The 25,885-nt window shown below is 43.4% G+C and carries 19 protein-coding genes and 2 pseudogenes; 9 read left to right on the top strand and 12 right to left on the bottom strand.

Going from position 1 to position 25,885, the window contains the following annotated elements:
* Positions 1 to 25: 25 nt before the first annotated feature.
* Positions 26 to 1,228 (top strand): transposase, encoded by a 1,203-nt coding sequence (locus tag F6J90_RS41940; protein ID WP_293108661.1) that lies wholly within the window; start codon positions 26 to 28, stop codon positions 1,226 to 1,228.
* A 106-nt stretch (positions 1,229 to 1,334) separates the two neighbouring features.
* Entirely contained in the window at positions 1,335 to 2,672 is a 1,338-nt protein-coding gene (locus F6J90_RS41935; RefSeq protein WP_293108426.1) for a hypothetical protein, read from the top strand.
* Between the two features lie 272 nt (positions 2,673 to 2,944).
* On the opposite strand, the gene F6J90_RS41930 is transcribed toward F6J90_RS41935, so the two are convergent.
* From F6J90_RS41930 to psaA, 3 genes are all read right to left on the bottom strand, one after another.
* The gene (locus F6J90_RS41930) at positions 2,945 to 5,446 is read right to left on the bottom strand and encodes a bifunctional serine/threonine-protein kinase/ABC transporter substrate-binding protein (protein ID WP_293108424.1); all 2,502 of its coding nucleotides are present in this window, start codon (positions 5,444 to 5,446) and stop codon (positions 2,945 to 2,947) included.
* 478 nt (positions 5,447 to 5,924) lie between these two features.
* On the bottom strand, positions 5,925 to 8,141 hold the full coding sequence (gene psaB, locus F6J90_RS41925) for a photosystem I core protein PsaB (RefSeq protein ID WP_293108421.1): 2,217 nt from the start codon (positions 8,139 to 8,141) through the stop codon (positions 5,925 to 5,927).
* Positions 8,142 to 8,315: 174 nt separating this feature from the next.
* Positions 8,316 to 10,538 (bottom strand): photosystem I core protein PsaA, encoded by a 2,223-nt coding sequence (psaA, locus tag F6J90_RS41920; protein ID WP_293108419.1) that lies wholly within the window; start codon positions 10,536 to 10,538, stop codon positions 8,316 to 8,318.
* Between the two features lie 479 nt (positions 10,539 to 11,017).
* On the opposite strand from psaA, the gene F6J90_RS41915 reads away from it, so the two are divergent.
* Together F6J90_RS41915 and F6J90_RS41910 are read left to right on the top strand one after the other, a co-directional pair.
* The gene (locus tag F6J90_RS41915) at positions 11,018 to 11,152 is read left to right on the top strand and encodes a hypothetical protein (RefSeq protein ID WP_293108416.1); all 135 of its coding nucleotides are present in this window, start codon (positions 11,018 to 11,020) and stop codon (positions 11,150 to 11,152) included.
* A gap of 76 nt (positions 11,153 to 11,228) precedes the next feature.
* Positions 11,229 to 13,145 carry a hypothetical protein gene (locus F6J90_RS41910; protein ID WP_293108413.1) on the top strand — a complete coding sequence of 639 codons (1,917 nt, stop codon included), beginning with the start codon at positions 11,229 to 11,231 and terminating at the stop codon, positions 13,143 to 13,145.
* 10 nt (positions 13,146 to 13,155) lie between these two features.
* On the opposite strand, the gene F6J90_RS41905 is transcribed toward F6J90_RS41910, so the two are convergent.
* Entirely contained in the window at positions 13,156 to 13,341 is a 186-nt protein-coding gene (locus tag F6J90_RS41905) for a hypothetical protein (RefSeq protein ID WP_293108410.1), read from the bottom strand.
* A gap of 464 nt (positions 13,342 to 13,805) precedes the next feature.
* Between F6J90_RS41905 and F6J90_RS41900 the strand changes: the two genes are divergently transcribed.
* Positions 13,806 to 14,342, top strand: a complete 537-nt coding sequence (locus F6J90_RS41900) for a retropepsin-like aspartic protease (protein ID WP_293108407.1) — start codon at positions 13,806 to 13,808, stop codon at positions 14,340 to 14,342.
* Here F6J90_RS41900 and F6J90_RS41895 read toward each other — a convergent pair.
* Positions 14,320 to 17,736: a VIT domain-containing protein gene (locus F6J90_RS41895; protein ID WP_293108404.1), complete on the bottom strand. Its 3,417-nt coding sequence runs from the start codon at positions 17,734 to 17,736 to the stop codon at positions 14,320 to 14,322. The genes F6J90_RS41900 and F6J90_RS41895 overlap by 23 nt on opposite strands.
* Positions 17,737 to 17,881: 145 nt before the next feature.
* Positions 17,882 to 18,070: a CPXCG motif-containing cysteine-rich protein gene (locus F6J90_RS41890; RefSeq protein ID WP_070392182.1), complete on the bottom strand. Its 189-nt coding sequence runs from the start codon at positions 18,068 to 18,070 to the stop codon at positions 17,882 to 17,884.
* Between the two features lie 198 nt (positions 18,071 to 18,268).
* Here F6J90_RS41890 and F6J90_RS41885 point away from each other — a divergent pair, with 198 nt between their 5' ends.
* The 4 genes and pseudogenes from F6J90_RS41885 to F6J90_RS41870 all read left to right on the top strand — a co-directional run.
* On the top strand, positions 18,269 to 18,739 hold the full coding sequence (locus tag F6J90_RS41885; RefSeq protein ID WP_293108658.1) for a GNAT family N-acetyltransferase: 471 nt from the start codon (positions 18,269 to 18,271) through the stop codon (positions 18,737 to 18,739).
* 340 nt (positions 18,740 to 19,079) lie between these two features.
* On the top strand, positions 19,080 to 19,337 hold the full coding sequence (locus F6J90_RS41880) for a resolvase (protein WP_293074372.1): 258 nt from the start codon (positions 19,080 to 19,082) through the stop codon (positions 19,335 to 19,337).
* 256 nt (positions 19,338 to 19,593) lie between these two features.
* Entirely contained in the window at positions 19,594 to 19,740 is a 147-nt protein-coding gene (locus tag F6J90_RS41875; RefSeq protein ID WP_293074386.1) for a hypothetical protein, read from the top strand.
* Between the two features lie 10 nt (positions 19,741 to 19,750).
* A pseudogene (locus tag F6J90_RS41870) lies at positions 19,751 to 20,140 on the top strand (RNA-guided endonuclease TnpB family protein); the annotation flags it as partial.
* 39 nt (positions 20,141 to 20,179) lie between these two features.
* On the opposite strand, the gene F6J90_RS41865 reads toward F6J90_RS41870, so the two are convergent.
* From F6J90_RS41865 to F6J90_RS41840, 6 genes and pseudogenes are all read right to left on the bottom strand, one after another.
* The gene (locus F6J90_RS41865) at positions 20,180 to 20,482 is read right to left on the bottom strand and encodes a hypothetical protein (RefSeq protein WP_293108401.1); all 303 of its coding nucleotides are present in this window, start codon (positions 20,480 to 20,482) and stop codon (positions 20,180 to 20,182) included.
* A gap of 9 nt (positions 20,483 to 20,491) precedes the next feature.
* Positions 20,492 to 21,019: a winged helix-turn-helix domain-containing protein gene (locus tag F6J90_RS41860; protein ID WP_293108399.1), complete on the bottom strand. Its 528-nt coding sequence runs from the start codon at positions 21,017 to 21,019 to the stop codon at positions 20,492 to 20,494.
* A gap of 153 nt (positions 21,020 to 21,172) precedes the next feature.
* Positions 21,173 to 21,352 carry a hypothetical protein gene (locus tag F6J90_RS41855; protein WP_293108396.1) on the bottom strand — a complete coding sequence of 60 codons (180 nt, stop codon included), beginning with the start codon at positions 21,350 to 21,352 and terminating at the stop codon, positions 21,173 to 21,175.
* A gap of 122 nt (positions 21,353 to 21,474) precedes the next feature.
* A pseudogene (locus tag F6J90_RS41850) lies at positions 21,475 to 21,768 on the bottom strand (IS4 family transposase); the annotation flags it as partial.
* Positions 21,769 to 22,609: 841 nt separating this feature from the next.
* Complete coding sequence (locus F6J90_RS41845; protein ID WP_293108393.1) at positions 22,610 to 24,427, bottom strand: fatty acyl-AMP ligase; 1,818 nt, start codon at positions 24,425 to 24,427, stop codon at positions 22,610 to 22,612.
* Between the two features lie 197 nt (positions 24,428 to 24,624).
* Positions 24,625 to 25,884: a hypothetical protein gene (locus F6J90_RS41840; protein WP_293108390.1), complete on the bottom strand. Its 1,260-nt coding sequence runs from the start codon at positions 25,882 to 25,884 to the stop codon at positions 24,625 to 24,627.
* Position 25,885: the final 1 nt, after the last annotated feature.

Here is a 25,885-nt window from a genome sequence, read left to right as displayed (position 1 = left end):
GAATAAGGTCAAGGAGGTGATCGAAGTGTTGACAATGGAGTTCAAGGCCGTCCTTAGTAAATCTCAGCAAAAGGCCGTAGACGAAGCTATTCGTACATCTAAATTTGTGCGAAACAAAGTCTTGCGTTACTGGATAGATAACAAAGGGATTGGCAAAAAGGAACTCTATCGTTACAACACTCAGTTAAGAGATGAATTTGGATTTGTTAAAGACCTTAATAGCCACGCTTGTCAGGCTTCGGTAGAGAACGTAGAGCGTGCTATTAAGCGCTTATTCGATAACTGCAAGAAGAAAGTTCCGGGAAAGAAAGGCTACCCAAAATTCAAAAAGCATTGCCGATCTGTTGAGTACAAGCAATCTGGCTGGAAGTTGCCACTAGACAAAAAGTTTATCAAGTTTACCGACAAAAAAGGTATTGGTAAAATAAAGCTCAAGGGGACTTGGGACTTGTGGTGGTTTGACCAGAAACTAATCAAGCGAGTTCGGATTGTCAAAAAAGCGGATGGTTACTACGTCCAATTTTGCGTAAAAGTAACCAGAACTGAAGAGATAAAAAATACAGGATACGCTGTCGGGTTAGATGTGGGACTAAAAGAGTTTTACACCGACTCTGATGGGCATTCAGAACCTAATCCCAGGTTTTATCGCAAAAGCGAAAAACGTCTAAAGTTTTGCCAACGTAGGCTTTCCCGAAAGAAGAAAGGCTCAGTCAACCGAGGAAAAGCCAGAAATAGACTAGGTAGGGCACACCTCAAAATAAGTAGGCAACGTAAAGAACACGCCAAGAGACTGGCGCGTTGCGTAATCCAATCTAACGATTTGGTCGCTTACGAAGATTTGAAGGTTAAAAACTTAGTAAAAAATCATTGCCTTGCTAAGTCTATTAATGATGCTGGTTGGCGTCAATTTCGGGGATGGTTAGAGCATTTTGGCCAAAGGTTTAACAAGTTAACTATTGCGGTTAATCCTGCCTACACAAGTCAAAATTGCTCCGAGTGCGGTGAGGTGGTTAAAAAGTCTCTGTCAACCAGGACTCATACCTGTAAATGTGGTTGCAGTCTAGATCGCGATCACAATGCCGCCAAAAACATACTTAATAGAGCCTTGAGTACCGTGGGGCACACGGAAACTTTAAGTAACGCTTGGGGAGATTTGTCCTCTACTCTTCTTGGTCACGGCCTGGTTGAGCAAGACAATTCGATGAACCAAGAATCCCCTGGCTTATAGCCATGGGGAGTGTCAAGGTGCCAAAACCTGGACAGAAACAGACCCCAAGGGACGTCCTCACCCGATTTATGGTAAGGGAAAAGGTGGTGATGGTTGGGGACCGGATGTGCGAGGAGGTTGGGTGGATGGACGCAACACGGACAATCTCCGGGCAATGCGAGAGATTTCCGTTTATCTGATGGCGGAGGAAACCGGAAATGAAGAGACTAGGCGTCTGTATAAAAAGAAAATTCAGCGCTATGTCTGGGCGTTATACAACATTGGTATGGGAGAGTGGGATTCAGAGACTTACCATGGTCACACCTTTGCGGCTTATCTAAATCTCTACGACTTTGCGAAGGAGCCGGAGGTGAAACAACTGGCTAAAGCGGCTCTAGATTGGATGTCAGCGGCGGCAGCAGTGAAATATTATCGAGGTGGTTTTGGTGGACCGACTAAGCGGGATTACGGCAAAAGTAATGTGGTCTACGGGGCCAGTGCTGCCCGTCTGTTCTGGCTTTATTTTGGGGATGTTACCTTAGTGAATCCTAAGCCAGAACGGGATGTGATTCACGTAATTACTAGCGCCTATCGACCTCCCCAGGCGGTGGTAAAGTTAGCTCGTAAGCAGTTTCAGAAGCCTGTGGAAATCCTGGCTAGTAAACCGGTCTATGAAAATTGGAAACCTGGAGGTGAGGATAAACCAGGATATTGGGAAACCACCTTCTTTGGTCATACCTATCAGTTGGGGAGTTTGGCGGGTGAGTTTCCTGATGGTGATGTCGGACCATTTAAGCTAATGGCATACAATCAACAGCGGGGTGTAGATTTTTTTGTTGCTAATACTGGTGGTGATTGGGTGAAGCCAGGAAAAAATCAGGGAGACCAAGTTGGGCAATACCGTAACCTAGTTCTTTGGTTAAGACCAGCTACGGATAGACCATTCTTTTTCCAATTACCTAAGACGGCTCAAGCAGAAATAGAAGACGGTATTTGGTTCTTTAAACTGGAGAAAACCTGGTTAGCGATTCGCTCGATTAATTTGGATACCTATACTGAGGTGGCTATACCGAACCAGAAATTTGCCCAGCTCTATAGTCAGGAAAAAACTCTGAAAGCAACAACCCTAGGCAATAGCTATGCTGGGTTTGCTCTAGAAGTAGGAGAAGAAGAATCTCATGGTAACTATGAGGATTTTAAACAGGCGGTTAAGGAAAAAAGTCAGTTATATTTACGGGAAATTGCGATAGGTAAAGTCCAGTGGCTTGGTAGTACTGGTGAGAGTCTTAAACTGACCTACAATCCTAAAAATGATTTGCCAATTCTGACCCGAAATGGTAATAAACATGACTGGTCAAAACACGTTGACCTATACAAACCAGTTAATGGGAATAGACCAATTTCTCTAGGTTGGAAAATAGGTAATCTCCGGGTTTACGCAGGGGATTTAGTGTTTAAAAATTGAGTTTTAAGTGTTGAGTGTTGATCGCTGAATATCCCCTAAGAGGATGTCTGAAACCAATAGTCAGCACTTCAATCGTAATACAATTCATGTTTTAAGGAATAACGTTGATTATATAATTCATTATTCTGGAGTTTAGACTAACTGGAGTTGAGTCTAAACTCCAGTTGCAATCGGTATAATTTGTTCAATTAGACAAGTATTAGACAATTATTACACAATTATTATACAATTATAGTAAGCTATCAGCTATCAGCTAACTAAAACTCCTAAAACTAATTAGAGGGTATGGGAAGGAAATCGTAACCGCTGGAAGTGTTCTGCTTGGGAAGAATTTTTACCAGTTGGACTGAGCCATTGCGATCGCCTGAACGCAAAAACCGAATTGAACCAGATACTCCAGGCGCTACAAAGTCTGAGGATGATAGGGCTTCTTGAACACCAGCACGAGTAGGATTACGTTTGAGGGCTTCTATCAAAGCTTGGGTTCCATCGTAAGCCATGGCTGTGCGCCAGTTAACCTCAGCATTCCAAAGGGCTTTGGATTTACGGACAAAGTCTGACTGAGGGTTGCTATCAATATCCCAAAAAACAGCTACCACCATTTCAACAGCGTTTTCTGCACCTTTCTCTAAAGTTTTGGGAGAATACATTACATCTCCTCCCAACAGACTTAGACGTTTACCATTGACCTTAACAACCTCCAAAGCTTGATCTAGAAATGCTGGGTTAGGAGCTAAAAATAGCACCTGTGCTCCCCGCTGAATCGCTTGTTCTACACGTGTAGCAGGATTAAAATCTGGATTGGAGATGTCAATCTCATCAACAACTTGTCCTCCTCCTAGGGAAACCGCTGTGACAAATTCAGTTCTGAGAGACTTACTGTAGTCACTCTTAGAATTATAGAAAACCGCTGCATTCTGATTTTTAAACTGGGTAAGCATGTAGTTAGCTAAGGCTCTGGCTGAAAAAGCATCATTTGGCACTGAGCGAAATACATACGGGCTAAAGTTTGACAACTTTACGGAAGTACTAACGGCAGACATGGCGGCTAGTTTACCGGAATTATATACTTCTCCTGCGGCTAAGGTTACACTGCTAGCGGAATGACCAATTACACCTAATATTTCCGGATTGTTGACCAACGCTGAAGCAATTTGTTTAGCAGTATCGGGATTTTGATCATCACTAGTAATGACTACTTTGAGGGGTACACCATTAATTCCCCCAGTTTTATTGATTTCATCTTGAGCTTGAGCAACGCCACGCAAAATTGCTAATGTGCCATCGGGGTCAGTAGCAATCGGTCCAGCGACAGCAATAGTATAGGATTTCTGATTACCAATGCGAGCATTATTGAGATAAATTAGAGTTTCAGGAGCGTTGGGGTATTTCCGAATTGCTGCTTCAAAGTCACTCACGGCTTTGTCATAATCACCAGCAGCCATGGCTGCCATACCCTGTTGTTTGGCAGCTTGAAATTTGGGATTTGGAGTGCCTACCTCTTCTGTTTTAACTAGTGGCTTTTCCCCAAGGCTAATTTGAGCTTGAATATTACTCTGATCAGGTGTTGGAGTTGGAGTAATTTGAGCATTCGTAGCAAGAGGTGATGGGTTGGGTGACTCCGTAGTCTTGGGAGTGTTATTAAATAAAAATAACCAGATTAAATAGATAACGATGCCAATAACAGCAGTGGCAACAGCGATGGGAAGCAAGAAGCGACGAGGGTTTTGAGATCCAACTCCCGAAGACTGAGACCCACCAAACGGTTGCGCCGATGAGGCTGCTGTTGCCGAAAGTTGAGATGGTGGTAATGAAATCTCTGTCGGTTGAGGTTGCCCAGACTGTGGTATTGATGGAATACCTGTTGAGGGGACTGGAGAGTGCTGTTGCGGAACTAGTGTGGGTTGTATTATTGTGGGCTGTTGTACCGATTTCTGTTGTGCTACTGAGACTTGTGGGTATGACTCAAGAGCCTGTATAACCTCTGTGGCAGACTGGTAACGTTCCCTAAAATGGTAGCGCACCATCTTAGAAAGAATCGACTTTAAATCATCACTGATCTTTGCCCAAGGTTCCCAAATCACTTCTCCAGTATTAGGGTCTTCTTGAATTTGATTAATAGTTAAGCCAGTTACTGCCTGGATAGCAATCATACCAAGGCCATAAATATCACTGTTGGCACGAGGATTACCTCTACCTTGTTCTGTGGACATATAACCAGGGGTTCCAACAGCGATTGTGCCACTGACTTGATTGTTGGGTCCGCGAATTTGCTTGACTGTACCGAAGTCAACTAAAACAAGCTTATTATCCTGATGTCGTCGGATAATATTATCGGGCTTGATATCACGATGGATAACTCGATTTTGGTGGATAAAGCTGAGAGCTCTCAAGACTTGCTGAAGCATTTGACGAACTTGGCTTTCAGACCAGCTTTGACCAGGTTTGATTTCACGGCTGAGGGTGTTTCCTTCAATAAACTCTTGAACCAGGTAAAACTCTTCATCTTCCTCGAAGTAAGCTAAAAGCATCGGAATTTGGTCATGCTTCCCCAGTCTCTCTAGAGTTTCGGCTTCAGTTCGGAACAAACGTCTGGCATTTTCCAAGGATTTGGGATGGTTGGTAGGTGGCTTCAGTTGTTTGATAACACACTGGGGATTAGTGGGTCGGCGGGTATCTTGGGCAATGTAAGTTTTCCCAAATCCACCTTGGGCTAGGGTATCAATTACTCGATAACGCCCATCAAGTAAATCATTTGGCTTGAGGTCTTTCATAAAAGTTCGGATCTCGGAACTACGGATCAGAGAATTACAGAGGTTTTACACTTCTGGATGGATAAGTCCTGTACTTATTTATCTATCTGCGAATTATTTGTGATTTATGAACAGTAGCAGCGACCCCCTGACGACCTGACCCCCTCAGTACTGAGTACTACTGTCGAGATGGCATGGCAGGATTGAAGTAGAGCAGAGTTACCTGATTCTGGGGGAATCAGTAACAGAGCGATATAGTTGTTCATTTAAATGATTCACTAGTTGTCTTTTCTTTACCACATTTTATAGTTTTTGTCAAAATTATTTTCGCTGATAATCATTATTTATATAGCGCTATATTTTTGCGGCTGCCAAGCCATGCAATTCTATTCAGTAGATCTAAAACTGAGGAAATAATAAAAAATCCCCCACCAGAAGGCAGGAGATTTAAATTAATTACCTACAATTTAAATACCTAAAAAGCTAGTTTCAGCAACCATTAGCCAAATGCACCAGCTGTCGAGGCAATCAAGAATGCGGCGTAGGTAAGTATATAACCAACCGTGAAGTGGGTTAAACCAACCAGACGAGCTTGAACGATGGACAGCGCAACAGGCTTATCCTTCCAGCTAACCAAGTTAGCCAGAGGAGTACGCTCGTGTGCCCAGACCAAGGTTTCGATTAGCTCTTGCCAGTAACCACGCCACGAGATCAGGAACATGAAACCAGTTGCCCAAACTAGGTGTGCCAAGAGGAACATCCAAGCCCAGACAGAAAGGTTGTTGGTTCCAAACGGGCTGTAACCATTGATCAACGGAGCAGAGTTAGCCCACAGGTAATCCCGGAACCAGCCCATGAGATAAGTAGAGTTCTCATTGAACTGAGCCACGTTACCTTGCCAGACGCACAGATGCTTCCAGTGCCAGTAGAAGGTCAACCAGCCTAGGGTGTTCAGCATCCAGAACATGGCGAGGTAGAAGGCATCCCAAGCAGAGATGTCGCAAGTACCGCCACGACCAGGACCATCACAAGGGAAGGCATAACCGAAGTCCTTCTTATCGGGCATTAGCTTGGAACCACGGGCATCCAGCGCACCCTTGACTAGAATCAGGGTGGTGGTGTGCAAACCTAAAGCGATCGCATGGTGTACCAAGAAATCGCCAGGACCAATGGTCAGGAACAGGGAGTTAGTTCCACTGTTGATGGCATCCATCCAGCCAGGTAGGTAAGCTGCACCAGCGCCAGAAGCTAAGCTATCGGAATTGGACAGCAGAGTGTCAAAGCCGTATAGCAGTTTACCGTGAGCCGCTTGGATGAACTGAGCAAATACTGGCTCAACCAGGATTTGCTTCTCGGGGGTGCCGAAAGCAACCACGACGTCGTTGTGGACATAGAGTCCTAAGGTGTGGAAACCTAAGAACAGAGTTACCCAGCTCAGGTGAGAAATCAGAGCTTCTTTGTGTTCCAGCATCCGGGCTAACACATTATTCTTATTAGCCTCTGGGTCATAATCCCGCACAAAGAAGATGGCACCATGAGCGAATGCTCCAACCATCAGGAAACCAGCAATGTACTCATGGTGAGTAAACAGTGCTGCCATGGTGGTGTGATCCTTGGCTATGAAAACATAGGACGGCAGCGCATACATATGATGGGCTACCAAGGAACAGACCACAGCCAAACAGGACAGAGCTAACCCTAACTGGAAGTGGAGAGAGTTGTTGATGGTGTCATATAGACCCTTGTGACCCTCACCTAACATTCCCCCAAAGGGAGTACCTGCCGGAGGATTGTGGGCACTATGAATCTCCTTGATGCTGTGACCAATACCCCAGTTGGTGCGGTACATATGACCGGCAATGATGAAGATCACTGCGATCGCCAAGTGGTGATGGGCGATATCGGTCAGCCACAAGGACTCAGTCTGGGGATGGAAGCCACCCAAGAAGGTCAGAATCGCTGTCCCTGCACCCTCAGAGGTACCAAAGATGTGTCCAGCGGTATCTGGGTTCTGGGCATAGACTCCCCAATTCCCGGTAAAGAAAGGTCCTAATCCAGCTGCATGGGGTTTGACACTCAGGAAGTTATCCCAACCAACGTGCTGTCCGCGAGATGCGGGGATAGCCACGTGAATCAAGTGACCTGCCCAAGCTAAGGAGCTAACACCCAACAAACCTGCCAAGTGGTGATTCAGCCTAGACTCTGCATTCTTGAACCAGCTCAAGCTGGGGCGGAACTTAGGCTGTAAGTGCAACCAACCTGCAAACAGTAATAGGGATGACAACAATAACAAGAACATGGCACCACCATGCAGTTGGTTATTGGTTGTCATGCCAATGGTGTAAAACCAGTGGTAAACACCAGAGTAGGCGATATTTACGGGGTTAGAAGCACCAGCTTGGGTGAAGGCATCAATTGCCCCTGAGCCAAATTGGGGATCCCAAATCGCGTGGGCGATGGGCTTGACAGTTTCAGGATCTTTAATCCACTCTTCAAAGTTACCTTGCCAGGCGACGTGGAACAGGGTGCCAGAAGTCCACAAGAAAATGATTGCAAGATGGCCGAAGTGAGAAGCAAAAATCTTTTGATATAGATTCTCCTCGGTCATGCCATCATGGCTTTCAAAGTCATGGGCTGTGGCAATCCCGTACCAGATTCGACGTGTTGTCGGATCTTGAGCGAGGTCCTGGCTAAATTTTGGAAATTTTGTTGCCATATGCTTTAAGGAAATTCTCCTCGCTGACCTATGAGACTTATGCAATCATGCTGCTCATTGTTTTTTCTTAATTAACTCCCTGGAACCGAAGTTCCAGGTTGCTTATGGTATCGACAGGCGAGACACAGGTTATGGTATCCCACTCAAGGTTTGGCATCGATTCCTGGTAAGCAGTTATCCCACTGACAGGATTCGTGCCAGGAAGAATGACCAGGTAACGACGATTCCTCCCAGGAGGTAGTGAGCTACCCCCACAGCCCGACCCTGAGTGATGCTCAGAGCACGAGGCTGAATCGATGGGGCTACTTTCAATTTATTATGAGCCCAAACGATGGATTCGATCAGTTCTTGCCAGTACCCACGACCACTAAATAGGAACATCAGGCTAAAGGCAAAGACGAAGTGACCAGCTAGGAACATTATGCCGTATGCCGACAGAGCTGAGCCGTAAGATGTGATTACATTTGAGGCTTGTGCCCACAAAAAGTCCCGTAACCAGCCATTGATGGTGATCGCACTTTGGGCAAAGTTGCCATTGGTAATGTGAGACACAGTCCCATCCGGGAATACTGTTCCCCAGACATCAGATTGCATCTTCCAGCTGAAGTGGAAAATAACCACAGAGATGCAGTTATACATCCAGAACAAGCCTAGGAACACATGATCCCAACCAGATACCTGGCAGGTACCGCCACGACCTGGACCATCACAGGGGAAGCGGAAGCCTAAGTTAGCTTTATCGGGAATCAGACGTGAGGAACGGGCAAACAGTACCCCTTTGAGCAGAATTAGTACAGTGACATGAATGGTGAAGGCATGGATATGGTGGACCATAAAGTCCGCTGTACCCAGCTCAATCGGCATCATTGCCACTTTACCGCCTACTTCTACAACGCCTCCGCCAAAGGCATAGCTAACGGTTTCCAAAGCATGGGGAGCAGTTCCTCCCGGCGCTAGGTTGTGGATGTTTTGAATCCACTGGGCAAAGATTGGCTGTAGCTGAATCGCCGTATCAGAGAACATATCCTGAGGACGACCCAAAGCCCGCATCGTATCGTTGTGAACGTAAAGACCAAAGGAATGGAAACCTAACCAGATACACACCCAGTTCAGGTGAGAGATAATTGCATCGCGGTGACGGATAGCCCTGTCTAATAGGTTGTTCACATTCTTGGCTGGGTCATAGTCCCGCACCATGAAAATAGCACCATGGGCTGCACCTCCTACAATACAGAAGGCACCAATCCACATATGGTGGGTGAATAGGGACAGCTGAGTACCATAGTCTGTGGCAATGTACGGATACGGAGGCATCGCGTACATATGATGAGCCACAATGATGCTCAGAGAGCCTACCATGGCTAGGTTAATGGCTAGCTGGGCATGCCAAGACGTAGTCAGGATTTCATAAAGACCTTTGTGTCCTTCGCCAGTGAACGGACCCTTATGAGCCTCTAGAATTTCCTTCATGCTATGACCAATACCGTAGGAATTACGGTACATGTGGCCAGCAATGATGAACAGGACTGCTAGAGCTAGGTGATGGTGAGCGGTATCTGACAACCACAATCCACCGGTTACTGGATTCAGACCACCATGGAAGGTGAGGAAGTCAGAGTAGACGCCCCAGTTCAGGGTGAAGAAGGGGGTTATGCCCTGAGCAAAACTGGGATAAAGATCTGCCATCAAGCCCTTATTTAATAAGAACTCATGGGGCAGTGGAATCTCACTAGGAGCCACCCCAGAATCCAAGAGCTTGTTGATGGGCAAAGACACATGGATCTGGTGACCTGCCCAACTTAGGCAACCGCAGCCCAGCAGCACTGCTAAGTGGTGGTTCATCATCGACTCCACGCTCTGGAACCATGACAGTTTCGGAGCCTTCTTGTGGTAGTGGAACCAGCCAGCAAATAGCATCAGGGCTGCCATTACCAAACCACCAATAGCTGTTGCGTACAGTTGGGTGCTATTGGTGATACCGGAAGCACGCCACAGCTGGAAGAAACCAGAGGTGATTTGGATGCCGTGGAAGCCCCCACCAACATCCCCATTCAAAATGCCTTGACCAACAACAGGCCAAACCACTTGAGCACTGGGCTTAATAGTAGTGGGATCACTCAGCCATGCTTCGTAGTTAGAGAAACGAGCACCATGGAAGTACATGCCGCTCAACCACACAAAGACAACGGCTAGGTGACCGAAGTGTGCACTAAATATTTTGCGAGAAACGTCTTCTAAGTCACTGGTATGACTATCGAAATCATGGGCGTTAGCGTGAAGGTTCCAAATCCAAGTGGTGGTTTTGGGACCTCTCGCTAGGGTTCGATCAAAATGACCTGGTTTACCCCACTTCTCAAAGGAAGTTGGTACCGGGTCTTTATCGACCTCGAGTGGCATGAGGAATCTCCTCTCTAGACAAGGAACGACTAATACCCCTAGGGGAGTTTTATTTTTATGGATAAGAAAGCACTTTTCTAATCACTGCTTTCTCACGGCAGCAAGGACCTGTTCTGAATTTACGTCAAAACCGATACCTCCCTTAGAAGATAATAGGTCTTGCTTCAGGCCCTTTTTGAATTTAGTTAAAAATAGTTAACAATTTTTTTGGTAATTGTCAATTATTCTCAATTAGCGGTATCACTAGATATACCACTGTTTGTGTCTGAGCCGCAATTACAAAAAATCAAAACTAACTATAGAAAAATTCAATGATAATTTCTTCAAAATGTTACAAAATGTAAATAAATGCTAAATATTTTTTGAAAAAAAAAAAGTGTCCCCGATCTAGACAGACGACCCTCAAGGGTTGAACCTCTAGGGGTATGGTTAATAGAGAAGCGGAAGATTTATAGAAAAGCGGAAGACTTGGAATAGGGGTGCGACCTCGGGGAGGTTCCCTAACCAAGGGAACGGGCACCAAGAGGGGGAAAGTTAGAACAGACCTGATCATCCTGCCAATAGGCAACCCCAACGCTCATAGACCAACACCATTAGACAAGCAGCAAGACTAGAGGTCAACCTGTAAGTTAAGATTAAAGGCTGGTGATCAAAGGAGATGGCTTGTTGGGTAGGAACAGCCAGATAATCATGGTGAAAAGACTTTTTTTCTTCCTAATCACAACGATTTTAGTTTGGGGTCTGGTGGCCTGTGGTAGCGATCGCATCAAGACATCGAAGCGGTTTGGCATTGATGCCAGCTCCCAAACCAACCAAGTTAATCAGTTATCAGAAGTAGGGCCACCCCTAGCTATTCAAGAACTTAGTCAGAGCCTAGAGGCTTACCAGCCTCAAGTCATCATTGTCAGACCTGGTGATGACATGGTGCTCGAAGATACAACAGTATCAGTGAAATTTCAGGTTCAGGACTTGCCAATATTCCAAGATCCCGATTTAGGCATAGGTCCTCATCTCAACGTCATCCTGGACAACCAACCTTTCCAAGCCATCTATGACCTAGACCAACCTCTAATCCTAGAGGATTTATCCCCTGGCACCCATACCCTGCGGGCATTTGCCTCTCGCCCCTGGGATGAGAGCTTCAAAAATGAAGGTGCCTATGCCCAGACCACATTTCATATCTTTACTAAAACTGACGACAACAACCCAGATCCAGCCCTGCCACTCCTAACTTACAGCGTTCCAAAAGGCGACTACGGAGCCGAGCCGATTATGCTGGACTTCTATTTGACGAATACGCCCTTGAGTAATACCCCTCTCCAGCTAGTGGCTCAAGACAATCTAGATGATGATAGTGTTGATTGGCAGATTCGGGTTACTGTGAACGGTCAAAGTTTCCTACTCGACCGTTGGGAATCGATTTATCTGACAGGGTTTAAAGAGGGCAAAAACTGGGTAGAGTTAGAGTTTCTCGATCAACAGGGCAACCCAGTCAAGAATGTTTTTAACAACACAGTAGAGGTGATTAACTACCAGCCTAACGGTGAAGACACCCTTTCCCAGCTAGTACTAGGTCAACTCTCAGCTGAGCAAGCTGGTGGTATTGTAGACCCCAACTATCAGCCACCGGCAAACCCAATACCTGTACCAGAAGAGACACCAACTCCGAGTCCATCACTGACTACTTCGCCTACAGTAGAGCCAACACCAATACCCTCGGTTGTTCCTATAGTTGAAGAACCTCTCACCTCTGAACCGACTTCCATAGAACAAGAAACTACAGAAGAAAACACTACATCACCAGGGGAATTAGCCCCTACTGAAACAGAGCAAATACCAGAACTAGAGGAATCTGTAACACCCAGTGAACTACCAATAACTCTGGAGGAAGCAACTCCTGAGGTTGAGCCCAACCTACCTGAGGTGGAAACAACTTTGGAAGCAGAAGAGCTGGTTCCTGCCAGTGAAACCCCAGCACCAGTTGAGGAAGCAACTATTGGGACTGAATCATCAGAAAAGCCAAAATTAAACATCTGGAGTCGCTTTGGCAGTTTCTTCGGACGTTCCGCTGTCACCCCTAGCCCCTCACCTGAAGCGCTAGAGGAACTGGACATTACATCAGAGGAAGCTGTGGTAGCTCCGAGGGAATCTGAGTCCACTACTGTGGTTGAGGAGATATCGGAAGAACAGGCAGTAGAGACCGGTAAGTTTGAATTCACTAGTGTGGTCGAGGAGATATCGGAAGAACAGGCAATAGCTCCAAGAGAATCAAAATCCACTAGTGTGGTCGAGGAGATATCGGAAGAACAGGCAGTAGAGACCGGGGAGTCTGAGTCCACTACTGTGGTCGAAGATAGTTATGAACAACCGGCGGTAGCTCCAAGAGAATCAAAATCCACTAGTGTGGTCGAGGAGATATCGGAAGAACAGGCAGTAGAGACCGGGGAGTCTGAGTCCACTACTGTGGTCGAAGATAGTTCTGAACAACCGGCGGTAACTCCAAAGGAATCTCAGTTCACTACTGTGGTTGAGGAGATCTCGGAAGAACCAGCAGTAGGGAATGGGCAGTCTGAGTCCAACACCAAAGTCGAAGATAGTTCTGAATAACCGGCGGTAGCTACCAGTGAATCTGAACTGAGCTCATGATCAGAGTGACCATGTCATCCGGTGGTTTGATCCATCTGACTGCCGGGAGGTTAATCCCATGGAACGGGTTTGGCAGGAACTCAAGGGATGGTGGGAGTGGCCAAACTTGAGTGCGATCGCACAGTAAAAACAGAGTGACAACAGGCAGTAAGCCCATGGTTCGCTCAACTGTTTGAGCACCAAAGGCGATCGCTTTTAGCGTGGCCTACGGCCAATCGCGTAGCGTGCGCCAATGGGCAATCCTTGACCCAGTGGGGATGGCTGGCCGATGCTAGATGTGCAGCTAGCGCTGGCTCCCCTGTTCCGAAGCTGCATCGATTTCAGTACTCAAATCGATTGTTATGAATTCCTTTATTAAGTTTTTTTGTAATAGTGCCAGCTATCAGCATAACTCCCCAAACTTTGCCCGATAACGAGCCAACAACGATTCCCTATCTGCTAATTGATTTATTACCGATTAGCTATTATTAAAGTTTATCTATAAACTCTCTCTAAGAGTAGTGTTGGTTTAAAAGTTTCCCTGGGTAATCTAGGATTAGGCGATAAGTCCAGAGTCAGCCTTCATCCTTAATCCTTCCTAAAAGTTTGTACTAATCAAAAATTATGGAGTAGATAAATCAGGTGAAACCCTATTTACCAATCCAACTATTAACAACATTATTTGTAATCACAACCAGCACCCTGACTCCTGCTGTTTCTAACGCTCAAATCGATTTACCCTGTTTCATGCGGGATGCCAATGGCAATCTGATTGACCTTGGCAAACTTTGCGGCATTTCAAAGCCAAACAGTTCAGGGGTGATTACAATCCCGATCAAACGCCGAGTATATAACACTCCTGTGATTGATGTCACCTTTAATGGTAAACGAACCTTTGAAATGGTGGTTGATACAGGAGCATCCGTCGTGACAATTACCCCAAAAATGGCAAAAGCTTTGGCATTGAAGCCAGAAGGAACTGCCACGATGGATACAGCTAATGGTACAATTGATGTACCCCTGGGTCGCTTGGCATCCGCTGCCGCAGGAGGTATTGTGGCTAACAACCTACTGGTTGCTGTGAGTCCATCCCTGTCAATTGGACTGCTAGGACACAATTTCTATCAAGATTATGATCTCACGATTAAGCAAGATGTCATTGAGTTGCACCTTCGTTAATCCGTAAGGTTAAACACACGCTCTTTACACAGGTTTGGGGAACTCTCCAACAAGAAAGCGATCGCTTAATCAAATCAATCATTTGGGATTCCGTCAGGGTAGAGGCTGCTTCATCCCACATCACCCTGATCACGCGACCTCTACGCACTAGGAACTCGAAGACAATTTCACCAGCTACCCCTAGGGGTAGGTTCAACCGTTGCAGATGTTGAGTTAAACAAGTTGTCCCTATTTCATCTAATCCCTTAACTCTGACCAACTGTAACCTGTGATGGCTGATTGCCGCTGAGCTTAATATCTCTGACTTCACCTTTTGAATCAATCTAGGACAGACCAAGGTCAATTCAAAATTATCTGGTGATTTAGTGCTGAAATAGTCCTCAGTGATTCTTTCTGATGCCTGATGGCTATCATATATATTATCATTATTATTGTCTCTATCCTGAAGTGTCTTAGAAGTAATATACTCCTGAGGGATAATTTCTGATGCCTTACCGGTAGCATAAATATTATCATTATCATTAGTTAGCTTAGATTCCTTGGACCTGTTTTGCCTATACTCTGACTGTTGAATCCAAGCTTTGGTTTTAACCCCTAATTTCCTATATTCACTTATTGGTAGGACAGACCTTGGGATAGGAGAAGACCAGGCGGTGGGAGAAGACAAGGCAGAGAGGGAAAACAGTAAAGATCGGTTAATCTTAGAGTTCTTAGGTGTCCCCTTTTTCCCCTGGTCATGAGGAAATGGTTTTGAATTGATGTCAATTCCTGCTTGTCTGCGGCTCCCCTTATCCCCTGCTCTCAACCCTGAACGCCACTTCTGTAGCCTGAGTCTATCCTGAATTGCACTAGCAAAAGTACTTTTGATCATGCCTTCCCAGTTAACTCCTTCTGGGATTGTTACTGGTACTTGCATCGATATCAGGTGGCTTTCTCCTGCAACCGGTACCTGATCACTGACAGCCACAAAAGCGGTGTACTGGCACAATAGTTGATAACTCAACGCTGTTGCGGTCACTGCCTCTACCCCAGCTTTGGTTTCACAGCTCAACATTTGCTGCATCAGGTGTTTAATCCTTGCTCTACCCCAAAGCTGAGCAATGGCTGGATTGTCGGCTTGATCAAAATTGAGGTTAAATCTTTTCTCGTAGTAACTACCATCGGCCCTAGTACCCGTAATTCTGAGAGTACCAGTAGGGGTTGTTCGCGTAGCGTGGCCGAAAGGCCAAGGTTGGTTTGGGGTTAAGGTTGAAGGTTGGTTTGGGTTGAAGGTTGAAGGTTGGTTTGGGTTGAAGGTTGAAGGTTGGTTTGGGTTGAAGGTTGAAGGTTGGTTTGGGTTGAAGGTTGAAGGTTGGTTTGGGTTGAAGGTTGAAGGTTGGTTTGGGTTGAAGGTTGAAGGTTGGTTTGGGTTGAAGGTTGAAGGTTGGTTTGGGTTGAAGGTTGAAGGTTGGTTTGGGTTGAAGGTTGAAGGTTGGTTTGGGTTGAAGGTTGAAGGTTGGTTTGGGTTGAAGGTTGAAGGTTGGTTTGGGTTGAAGGTTGAAGGTTGGTTTGGGTTGAAGGTTGAAGGTTGGTTTGGGTTGAAGGTTGAAGGTTGGTTTGGGTTGAAGGTTGAAGGTTGGTTTGGGTTGAAGGTTGAAGGTTGGTTTGGGTTGAAGGTTGAAGGTTGGTTTGGGTTGTTCCCGTAGCGTGGCCTATTGGCCAAGGTTGTTCCCCTTTGGCCTTCAAGTCGGGTAGGTTGTTTGGTTGAAAGTTGTTCGCCTGTAGCCTTCGAGTTGGGTTGGTTATTTTCCAAACTTTGGCCAAAAGGCCACGCTACGCGAACAACCTTCAACTTGCTAACCTGCAACTGTTCTGCCTGGAACTCTTGAATGGGAGAAATACGTCCACAGATAACCAAAGGCTGCTGGGTAAATAGATCCGGAGTGCGATTGGGATAAATTATTGCTTCCCCTGAGCCTTCCCAGGTAACGTGAATATTGGTTAGCACTGGGTTATTTATTTGACGGAAAAACTGTTCCGCTACTGCTTCAGTTGGTTCATCCTGACGCACCATTCTAGCTATTCCCCGTCCAATTTCAGCTAAGCGATTCAACAGAAACCGGTTCGGAGAACTGCCGACACCAAAGCTATAGATGCGATTTCCAGGTTTAAGCTGTTGCTGTACTTCTGCTAGTACCTGATTCTCATTGCTAATGTAGCCATCACTTAGCAGTACAATACTCCGTAGTCGTCCCTCTGGTGCAGCTGGTAAATTCAGCAAGTTACGAATACCTTTGAGTAAATAAGTACCACCGTTGGCTTTTAATTGATTGATGTAGTTAATCGCCTTTCTACAGTTTTGGGGGGTATTCGATAAGGGTTTGGTAGATAGCTGGGTAGCAGTATCTGAAATATCAATAATGGTAAAGGTATCCTTCGGATTGAGTCCATTAATAAACCGACGCATCAATTCCTGAGACTTTAGCAGAGGATCCCCCATTTGAGAACCAGAGGTATCGATCACGAAGACCACATCCTTTGGCACAATCTCATCGGTGCTATAGTCCAACGCGGGGATAAGATACACAGCAAAATGATTGCCCCGTTGATCTGAGTGGGTAAGTACTGTTGTTTGAGTGTACTCCTTGGCAATCCCATAGCGTAGAATCAGGTCTTTGTTGGGAATCGTATCTTCCTGACTCAGTTTGACCCGCAGGATTTGCCCCTTTTGTTCAATGTTGAGTTGTTCAATGTTAATCTGATGGGAGGTAGAACAAACCTCTGTAATTGCTACTCCAGCGTCAATATCGATAGTTACTCCAATGTCATGACCTGAGCGCATGTCTGGCGGAATCAAGGGTGGAGTGATCCGGGAAGCATCGGGAACGCAGTCAGTATCCCCACTCTCATCAATGGGAGTACCAGGGATGAAACGCGGTCCAACTACCATTGGGAAGACAAATTCATAATTACCCCCCTGGAACTGTAGCTGATCGGTATAGCGAAGGGTGACCTCAATTTGCTCCCCTGGTTTAATGTGAGCTAGAGATTGAGTAAAAATATTATCCCGTTCTTGCTCTAAGAGTGCCGCAGTCCGCCCCTGACTGCAAGCTTGCTCGTAGATAGTTTGAGCATCTTCCCGTTTTTTGATATTGCCCTCAATTATGCGATCGCTTAATTTAATCTCCATCTCATCCACCGCCGCTTCATCTGGTAGTGGAAATATATAGACCGCTTCTAAGGGTTCGCTGAACGGATTATCAAAGGTCTGTGTCACCTCTACCCGTGACATGTGACCAGTGATTTTGGCGTAAACCTCTGTATGTTTCAGAGGAAATACCGAGTGTTCCTCCTCTTCGTTAACGTATAGTCCCCCTAGCAACTGCTTGGAGCATAATAGTGCATGAGTGGGCATGGGCATTTACCTTAAGATTGAGCAAATGGGTGAGCTTCGCCACTGTCCCTATCAGTAGCAAGGTCTTGGGTAGACGCACCATGCTAGCCACAAATCTCATCATAAATCCTTACCAAGAGTGAACTTGGGTCAATCTGCCTTTTAGTTAGCCATCATAATCGCTGTCAATCTCAATATCGAGAGTTTCTTGATCTACCCTTACATACAAAATATTTGGATGACAGCAGACTTGACAATCTTCGATATAGGATTGCTGTTCACCAGCGCTTAGATCTACAAAGGTCAAATTGGTTTCACCACAATAGGCACAGGAATATTGAGCAGTCTCTTGCATTCAGTCAGAATTTTCTTTGAGTGTAGCAATAATTGTATTGGGTCAGCGCTGACGGAGATCACAACTAACCTATGAAATTGGTAACTGATCAATTGACAGGCTGAGGGTTTGTTGTTGATGGTTGATGGTTGACGGTTGACGGTTGACGGTTGACGGTTGATGGTCAACCATGAACAAAAAGTCAATTCACAACAGCTGATGACTAAACCATCTCCATCGTTACCACCAGGATGTATTTTCCGGCCTGCCTGTGCTAAGGATACCTGGGCAATTCTTAAATTAATTCTGATTGCTAAACTAGAGCCTACCCAGTTACGTTGGACTCAGTTTCGGGTGATTGAATTTGAGGGGCGTGTGGTGGCTTGTGGACAATTGCGCAACTTTCCCGATGCCCAAGAATTGGGGAGTTTGGTTGTGGCACCTAAGTGGCGCAATCAGGGATTGGGGAGTTATCTTATGGAAAATCTAATCAAAGAGGCAACTCAGCCTCTTTATCTCGAATGTATGGGTTGGCTGACGCCATTTTACACCCGTTTCGGTTTTGTATCGGTATCCTGGCAAGACTTACCCAAATCCCTTAAATTTAAGTTTGGCTTATCCAAACTAGCCACTACACTATTCCGTATTCCTCTATCCATCATGACCTACCAATCAAAGGATGAAGGTTAGTGGACAGTATCAAAAAGTATTACTAAGTCTAGCCAATAATCCCTTGAATTGCTAGAATCGAGTCATGACATTAGTACCACGACCTAAGGCGGTCGAACTTACGGGACTTTCGGAAAACACCCTCAAGGGGTGACAACAAAGCTCAAACCTAGGCAGGTGTTAGGTTTTAGGTTTTAGGTTTTGGGAAAATTACAGCGACTCGTGTTGTTGTATTTCCCAGCAGTTGAAGCAATTTTCACCAATCCAACTGCATAGATAGTTTTAATCAACTACTACGCCATGACGATGTTCCCTAACACCTAACCCCTAAAACCTAACCCCTGTAAGATTTTCAATTAGCTTGTCACCCCGTGAGGAAAACACCCTAAGGAAGTATGCAGACAATGGCACCATCAAGTGCGAACGAACCCCAAGCGGTTACAGAATGTTTGATACAGTTAGTCTTGCCACTTTGGGTAGACGACAATCATCCAAACCAGCCACGATCTGTTACTGCCTCCTCAGCAGCCAAAAACAGAAAGACGACCTGGCCAGACAAATCGCTTACATGCATTCCCTCTTCCCGGAAGCGGAAATCATCAAAGACGTCGGCTGTTGACTCAACTACAAAAGGAAAGGGCTTCGAGCCATATTGGAGCGACTTATGCAAGGAGGTCAGCTCACAATTGTTGTTGCCTGTAGAGACAGACTCACCCGATTCGGTTTTAAACTTTTTGAATACTTGGTTAGAAGTTACCGTAAGAGTAGTGCAGCCTTTATAGTTGGTAAATTATGCAGCATAGGGTAAAGGTTTTGTAGTAAGGCTGCACTACTCTAAGGTTTCATCTCCGGTCGGTCTCAACGGTGGAAAAATCATGGGATCCGACCAACCTGAAAGCTGTCGAGGATCAGAACTCACCGCAGATATTCTCTCCATCATTCACGTCTTATCGCGGCCTCTCCACGGACTCCGAAAGTACGGTAAGAAAATCAAAGAAGATTCGAGTGTTCCTAAGTCCTGAACAGAGATTGATGATTCGCCAGTGGTTTGGAGTGTCCCGTTATGTGTTCAACAAGACCGTCAAAATCCTTCAGGATAGCGAAGTTAAAGCTAACTGGAAAGCTATCAAGACCGGTATATTGAACGACCTCCCCGAGGGTGCAAAGCAGTACCTTATCAGATTAAGTCTATAGCGATAAGCGATAAAGGATGCTTGCACTGCTGTTCGGGAGGCCAAGAAAAAGTACAAAAAGACTTCGGAAATTAATCGAGTTAAATTCAGATCTCGCAAAAACCCCATCCAGTCTTGTTACATCCCAAAGTCAGCAGTTTCTGCTGCGGGGATTTATCACACAAAACTAGGAGAGATATCCTACTCCGAGAGTCTCCCCGACGATATTTGTGACTGCCGACTAACCAGTAATACTAAATCCGGTTGTCATACCACCCTTAAAAAAAACTTAAATAGAAGCTAGCCAATGATAGAAAGTTAAATTTATAATTTCTTCCTTCATTTCACTCAAAACATTACAACGTTTTGCTAAGAATTCTTCGATTTCATCAATCGTATCAAAACACTTATTTACTAAAGGTTCATCCACTAATTTCCACAGTCTTTCGGCGGGTTGTAATTCTGGAGAGTATGGAGGCAAAAACTCGACTTGAATTCCTAAAGGAGTTTCTCCCTGTCTTGATGCAATAGCGAGTGGGGGAAACCCCCAAGACCGCGCTGCATCGCTTTTTACTGCGATGCCATCCAGCATTATCTTCTACTAACAACACTTTTTTTTTGGAGAAATGCCTACATCTTTAGCAAAGCTTTTATAGACTAGGTTTAACCATTCAGTATTTACTCTGGGTATTAAATACCATAAAGTTTTTCCGGTCTTCGGTTGGACAAATCCATAGACATACAACCATTGATAGCGATGTTGAACAATCGCAATTGGTCTTTCTCCTATTTTCGACCATACCTTGTCTTGATGCAATAGCGAGTGGGTAAACCCCCAAGACCGCGCTGCATCGCTTCTCAATATCGGTTTTAAACCGACTCTATGTTCATCAAAAAACCAAAGTTTTATTTCTGAGTTTAGATGGGCTTGTTCAAGTTTTTTTACTTTGATTGGTAGGTTTTTAATAAATTCCTCTTGATCTATTTTATTTCCTTTCCTATGTTTGGGTCTCGGACTATGCCATGAGAATCTGAGCTTTTTTAAGTAATCCCATCCTCTCTGATTCCACACTTTTTTCACTCCAGTTTCTTTTTCTATCCAACGAGCTACTTTTGGACCCGTCCACATCCCTCCATCTGATGGTCTTGATTCTAGTTATTTGGCTAATTTTTTAAGTTGATATTCCCTTAGTAGTGGTTTTTTAGCTCCCCTATGCTGTCTGTGCTTATTTTTTAAATTTTGCACTCCTTGTTCTCCAAAATCATTATATTTTTTGACGATTTATTTGCCATAATCATAATTAATACCTACAGCTATAGCACTAGTCTTAATAGTCCAACCTAAGGAGACTTTCCAAAGTAAATGCCATCTTCTTGATTCGACTGAATCTTTACTTTTGAGGTACTTCTGTTTCAGTTCGTCCGAACTATAATGATTAGCTAGGGCAGCTTTTTTGGGCATCAATTTTGTCTCCATCGATTTTTCTATATTATACGTGGGTTTTGACAACCGGACTTGGTATTACCCCTTTTACTCATAGCCTGCCGACATTAAAGGCTCAACTGTCTTACGGTAACTTCAAACCAATTAGTCCTATCCATAGCCAAATAGATTTTTTGATCTTTAGTGAATGTTTTATTTGTCCATTCTCGAATAATTGGAAACCACAAAATTTTTATTTGAAATACTGGTAACGACAAAAATATCTGTACTTTTTTACGTCGTGAGCTAAATTTAATGGGTAAAGGGAGTGACTCTGCGATTTTTTCAAATTTGACATTTTTGGTGTCTTGTATAATTATTATAAGGTATAAAAACAATAATTTAGATTCAGAAAGGAGATTTTTTAGATGTTTTTGATATAATTCTGGTACCATTTTCAATTGATAGGTCGTATTGACAAGTTATGACCTATCTTTTTTTACCATAATTCGCTCAATTTAAGATATATCAAGGGTTACAGGGCGCTTGTCGCCCCCCCAGATTAATTATTCATTAATTACTGAATTTTCGGCGTTGCTAATTTACGGTATTTTTACAGGGTACAGGGTAAACGCATCTAATTTTTTTAATCATATATATAGTGTTTTTTAAATTAAATAAACAATATATATATGTGAAAAAGCGTCAATAAGCACAATAGCGATGCAGCGAGGTTTTGGGGGCTTCCCCCATGAGCGACTGCCGTGATTACCCCAATAAGCGACTGCATCAAGACAAGGCCAGCTTTATTAATTTTTTTTATTTATTGACAATAAACCATTGAATTTATGGTGTTCATTAATTATAAAATGGTTTGATCATAAAGGGGAATTTTATTATTTATTAAATAATAAATAATAAGTCTAATTAATAAATCCAAAATTGTCTTGATGCAATAGCGAGTGGGGAAAACCCCCAAGACCGCTTAGGTGCGCTTGACCCGTAATTAAATTCGCCACGGGTCGCACCTCTGCATCGCTTTTAGGCTGACCAATTTAGTTTTTTTTAATCGTAACTACCATCAGTTTTTACCTCTATAAATTTTATTACAAATTCGTTGCATTTATATCTTTGTTTTGCTCTTTGATGACCATAGTTATGAGTTTTATTACTATGAGATTTAGGGCATTACATGGTTTTATTTTTCAAATACCATTTTTGTATTCAGCAACACCACAATTTTTAGTCAATTTATGCCTAAAGTGACACTAAGCTTTCTACATCGTACTCTTGTCCCTACACCAGATGCGCCCGATTTTTTGGAGTTGCCTTCATAACACTCATAACAGTTAGTTCTCTTAAGTGTTCTGGATTACTACCACCTGAATTTATAACTTCCAAAGTTCCCTCTAGAAACTTAATCCGACAAGCTTGACGCATTATCTTGCCACTTGAAGTTTTAGGAATGCTACCTGGTTTGATCAATGCGATCGCATAAACCCTTAGTCCGTGTTCCTCTCTCAATGCCTGATTAATATCTCCATTTACTTCATCGAAATCCAGTTTTCGCAGCCAACTTTGCTGCACCTCCTGAACAACGACTAATTTCTCTTCGCCATCTACCTCAATCCCAAATGCTGCCTCAGAATTTTTACGCAGTGCTGGGTGGCTCTGTTCAACCGTAAATTCAATATCCTGAGGATAATGATTGCGACCTCGAATGATGATTATATCCTTCAAGCGCCCGGTGACAAATAGCTGACCATCCTTGATGAACCCCAAGTCACCAGTACGTAGAAATGGACCTTCACCAGTATCTGCTAGATATACCTCAAATGTATGCTTTGTTTCTTCTGGTTTATTCCAATAACCTTGAGCAACACTCAAATCTGATATCCAAATTTCGCCAACTTCATCTGGTGCGCACCTAGTTAAAGTATTGGGATTGATTATAAGTACTTTTATTCCACAAATTGGGAAACCACAACTAACCACATATCGACTTACCTTTTGATTTCTATCGCACTCAACAATCTGATTTTTCTCTAGTGCTGATGCAGCAATTGAAGCAATTTCAGGCACATCATTGTGAGGCTTGGTAGCAACTAACAAAGTTGCTTCTGCAAGACCATAAGCTGGAAAAAAAGCTGTGGGACGGAACCCACAAGGTTCAAAGGTTTTAATAAATTTTTCTATAGTGTCTTTACGAATTGGCTCTGCTCCATTACTAGCTGTTCTCCAACTCCTAAGATCTAAATTAGTTAATTGTTCTGATGTAACTTGACGAACACAGTAGTCATAGCCAAAGTTTGGACTTTGGCTATGGGTTACCTTATACTTAGAAATAACCTCTAGCCAGCAGGTCGGTCTTCTCACAAATGTCAATGGTGACATTACGTAACAAGTAATACCAGAATAAATAGGCTGTATCAGTCCATCAATCAAACCATAATCATGGAAGTAAGGCATCCAAGTAGCTGCAATACTATCTGAAGTGTAGTTCCATGCTTGCTTGATATAGGCAGAATGGTGGATTACATTGTTATGGGTCAATATAACTCCTTTCGGCGTAGATATAGACCCAGAAGTATATTGTAAATAAGCTATGGCATCTAGATTAATTTTTAATTCTTGCCATTGGTTTGCTAGTTGCTCTGATATCTCCTCAGTAAACAGCAATAAGATATTATTATAGTCAAAGTTTTTTTGCCATTCACCTGGGAACTGAGAATAAATTTGAGATGTAGTCAGCACTAGAGAAACTTCGGCATCCTTAAGACAAGATTGAAGTCGAGGCAGAGTTCGCTTCAATCGAATTGCATCAGGTGGAGGAGCCGGAATAGCAATGACTCCTGCATATAGACATCCAAAGAAAGCACAAATGAAATCCAGACCCTGAGAATAGAGTAGTAATGCTCGCTCCCCCTTGGTTATCCCCATTATCTGAAGTTGAGCTGCGATCGCTCGCGCCTTCTTTTCCAATTCTCCATAAGTCAAACTATCTGCCTCTATTCGTCCATTAAGAAGAAACGTATAGGCTTTTTGGTTGCCTTCATTCGTTCCTCTATAACGTAGCAGGTCTATCAAAGAGCTAAATTTCGTGTCAGTTTTCATAAAATTCGTCCTTCATTAATCATTCATTAAACGGATCAGTAAACTAGCTTTATTACCAAATATAGCAATCCTAAATCATTTGTAAAATTAGCAAAATCTGGAATCTTTGCTGAGCAAGGGTTACAGCGTTTGCTTTGGCCAATATATTTCACGAATCATTTAGGACTGCTATATAGTTGTAGCAGATCAGCTCTTCTTCAGGATGTTTCAAGAACGATCTCTTCTACACCAATGTCTCTTAATTTATTTTCCACTTGGGATACAACATTTTTTAAATTGAAATACATTAAGAAATATTTATTTTGTGTCAATCTATATATTAGGGCACCTTTACAGGCAGATGAGAATATATCTAAAGGTCTATCGTCAAATTCAAAGAACTTTTGAAGAATGACCTTGTTTTCACCAAAACTCGGTAAATTTTGTAATTTACTCAAATTATTTATCATTAAGTAGTTGCTATTTAAAACTGGCAAAAAAGTATATATTCCGGGAAGCTCATTGATTGTTTTTCTAATATCATAATGTTTTAACATATAGTCATTTTCTGGTTGAGTTAAACCTGATACTATAGCTTCAGCATTTCCTAAATAATTTTCTGGTATACCGACTTTTTTAGATCTTAAATTGGCAAAAAATATAAATCGTTTTATAGGAGTAACTGATAAGAATTCAAATAAAGCATCATTTGTACTGTACACAGTTTCGTCGTCATACAAATTTTGAATTTTTTGCTTAATTAAATCTAAATTTTCTTTTGTTAAGATACAATTAATATAACTCCAATCACTTTTATTGACGAACAAAAATCTCAAAATATAAGCAAAGAAAGATGTCGGACTTAGCAGTTTCTCGTTCCATGACATTTCTTTCAATCTAGCATTGATAAAATCGTCTATTTTGTTAAAGTTTACTGTCCATAGTGGTTCAGACTTAGAAACATAATCTGGATCTCCATAAGCTTTAGCTAAATGTTCTAACAATTGGAAATACGTTCCACCATCAACTATACAATGATTGATCAGTAAAGTTATGCCACTATGATTTTGATTATAATTCAAAATTACATAGATTAATGGCGCATCTGTATTGATAGCATCTCCACTTTTTTCTGGAATATTGAAAACATTTTTTAGATAGGTTTTTGCCTCTAATAAGTTATCAAGATTTATCTCTTGCTTACCTAGATCGACCTCAATAAAACCAATACCATGTTTTTTGGCTTGACAGACAACCTTTATGGGGCTAAACAATTTCTTTACTAATCTCCCTCCTAAAATTGGTACGCTATCAACTATTTGTTGACATGCTTTTTTCAGTCTGGGAGCATCAATTCTATTTTGGTACCAAGTGATCATCCCAGAATAAGGACTCAACTTTCCAACTGTGATATCAAAATTTGAAAGCTCATACTCACAATCTACAGTGCTATTCGTTATTAATTCTAGGTTTTCCATA

Source organism: Moorena sp. SIOASIH (assembly GCF_010671925.1).
GTDB lineage: Bacteria > Cyanobacteriota > Cyanobacteriia > Cyanobacteriales > Coleofasciculaceae > Moorena.
The sequence above is the reverse complement of the archived record's forward strand: the minus strand, read 5'-3'. Positions and strand labels throughout refer to the sequence as shown.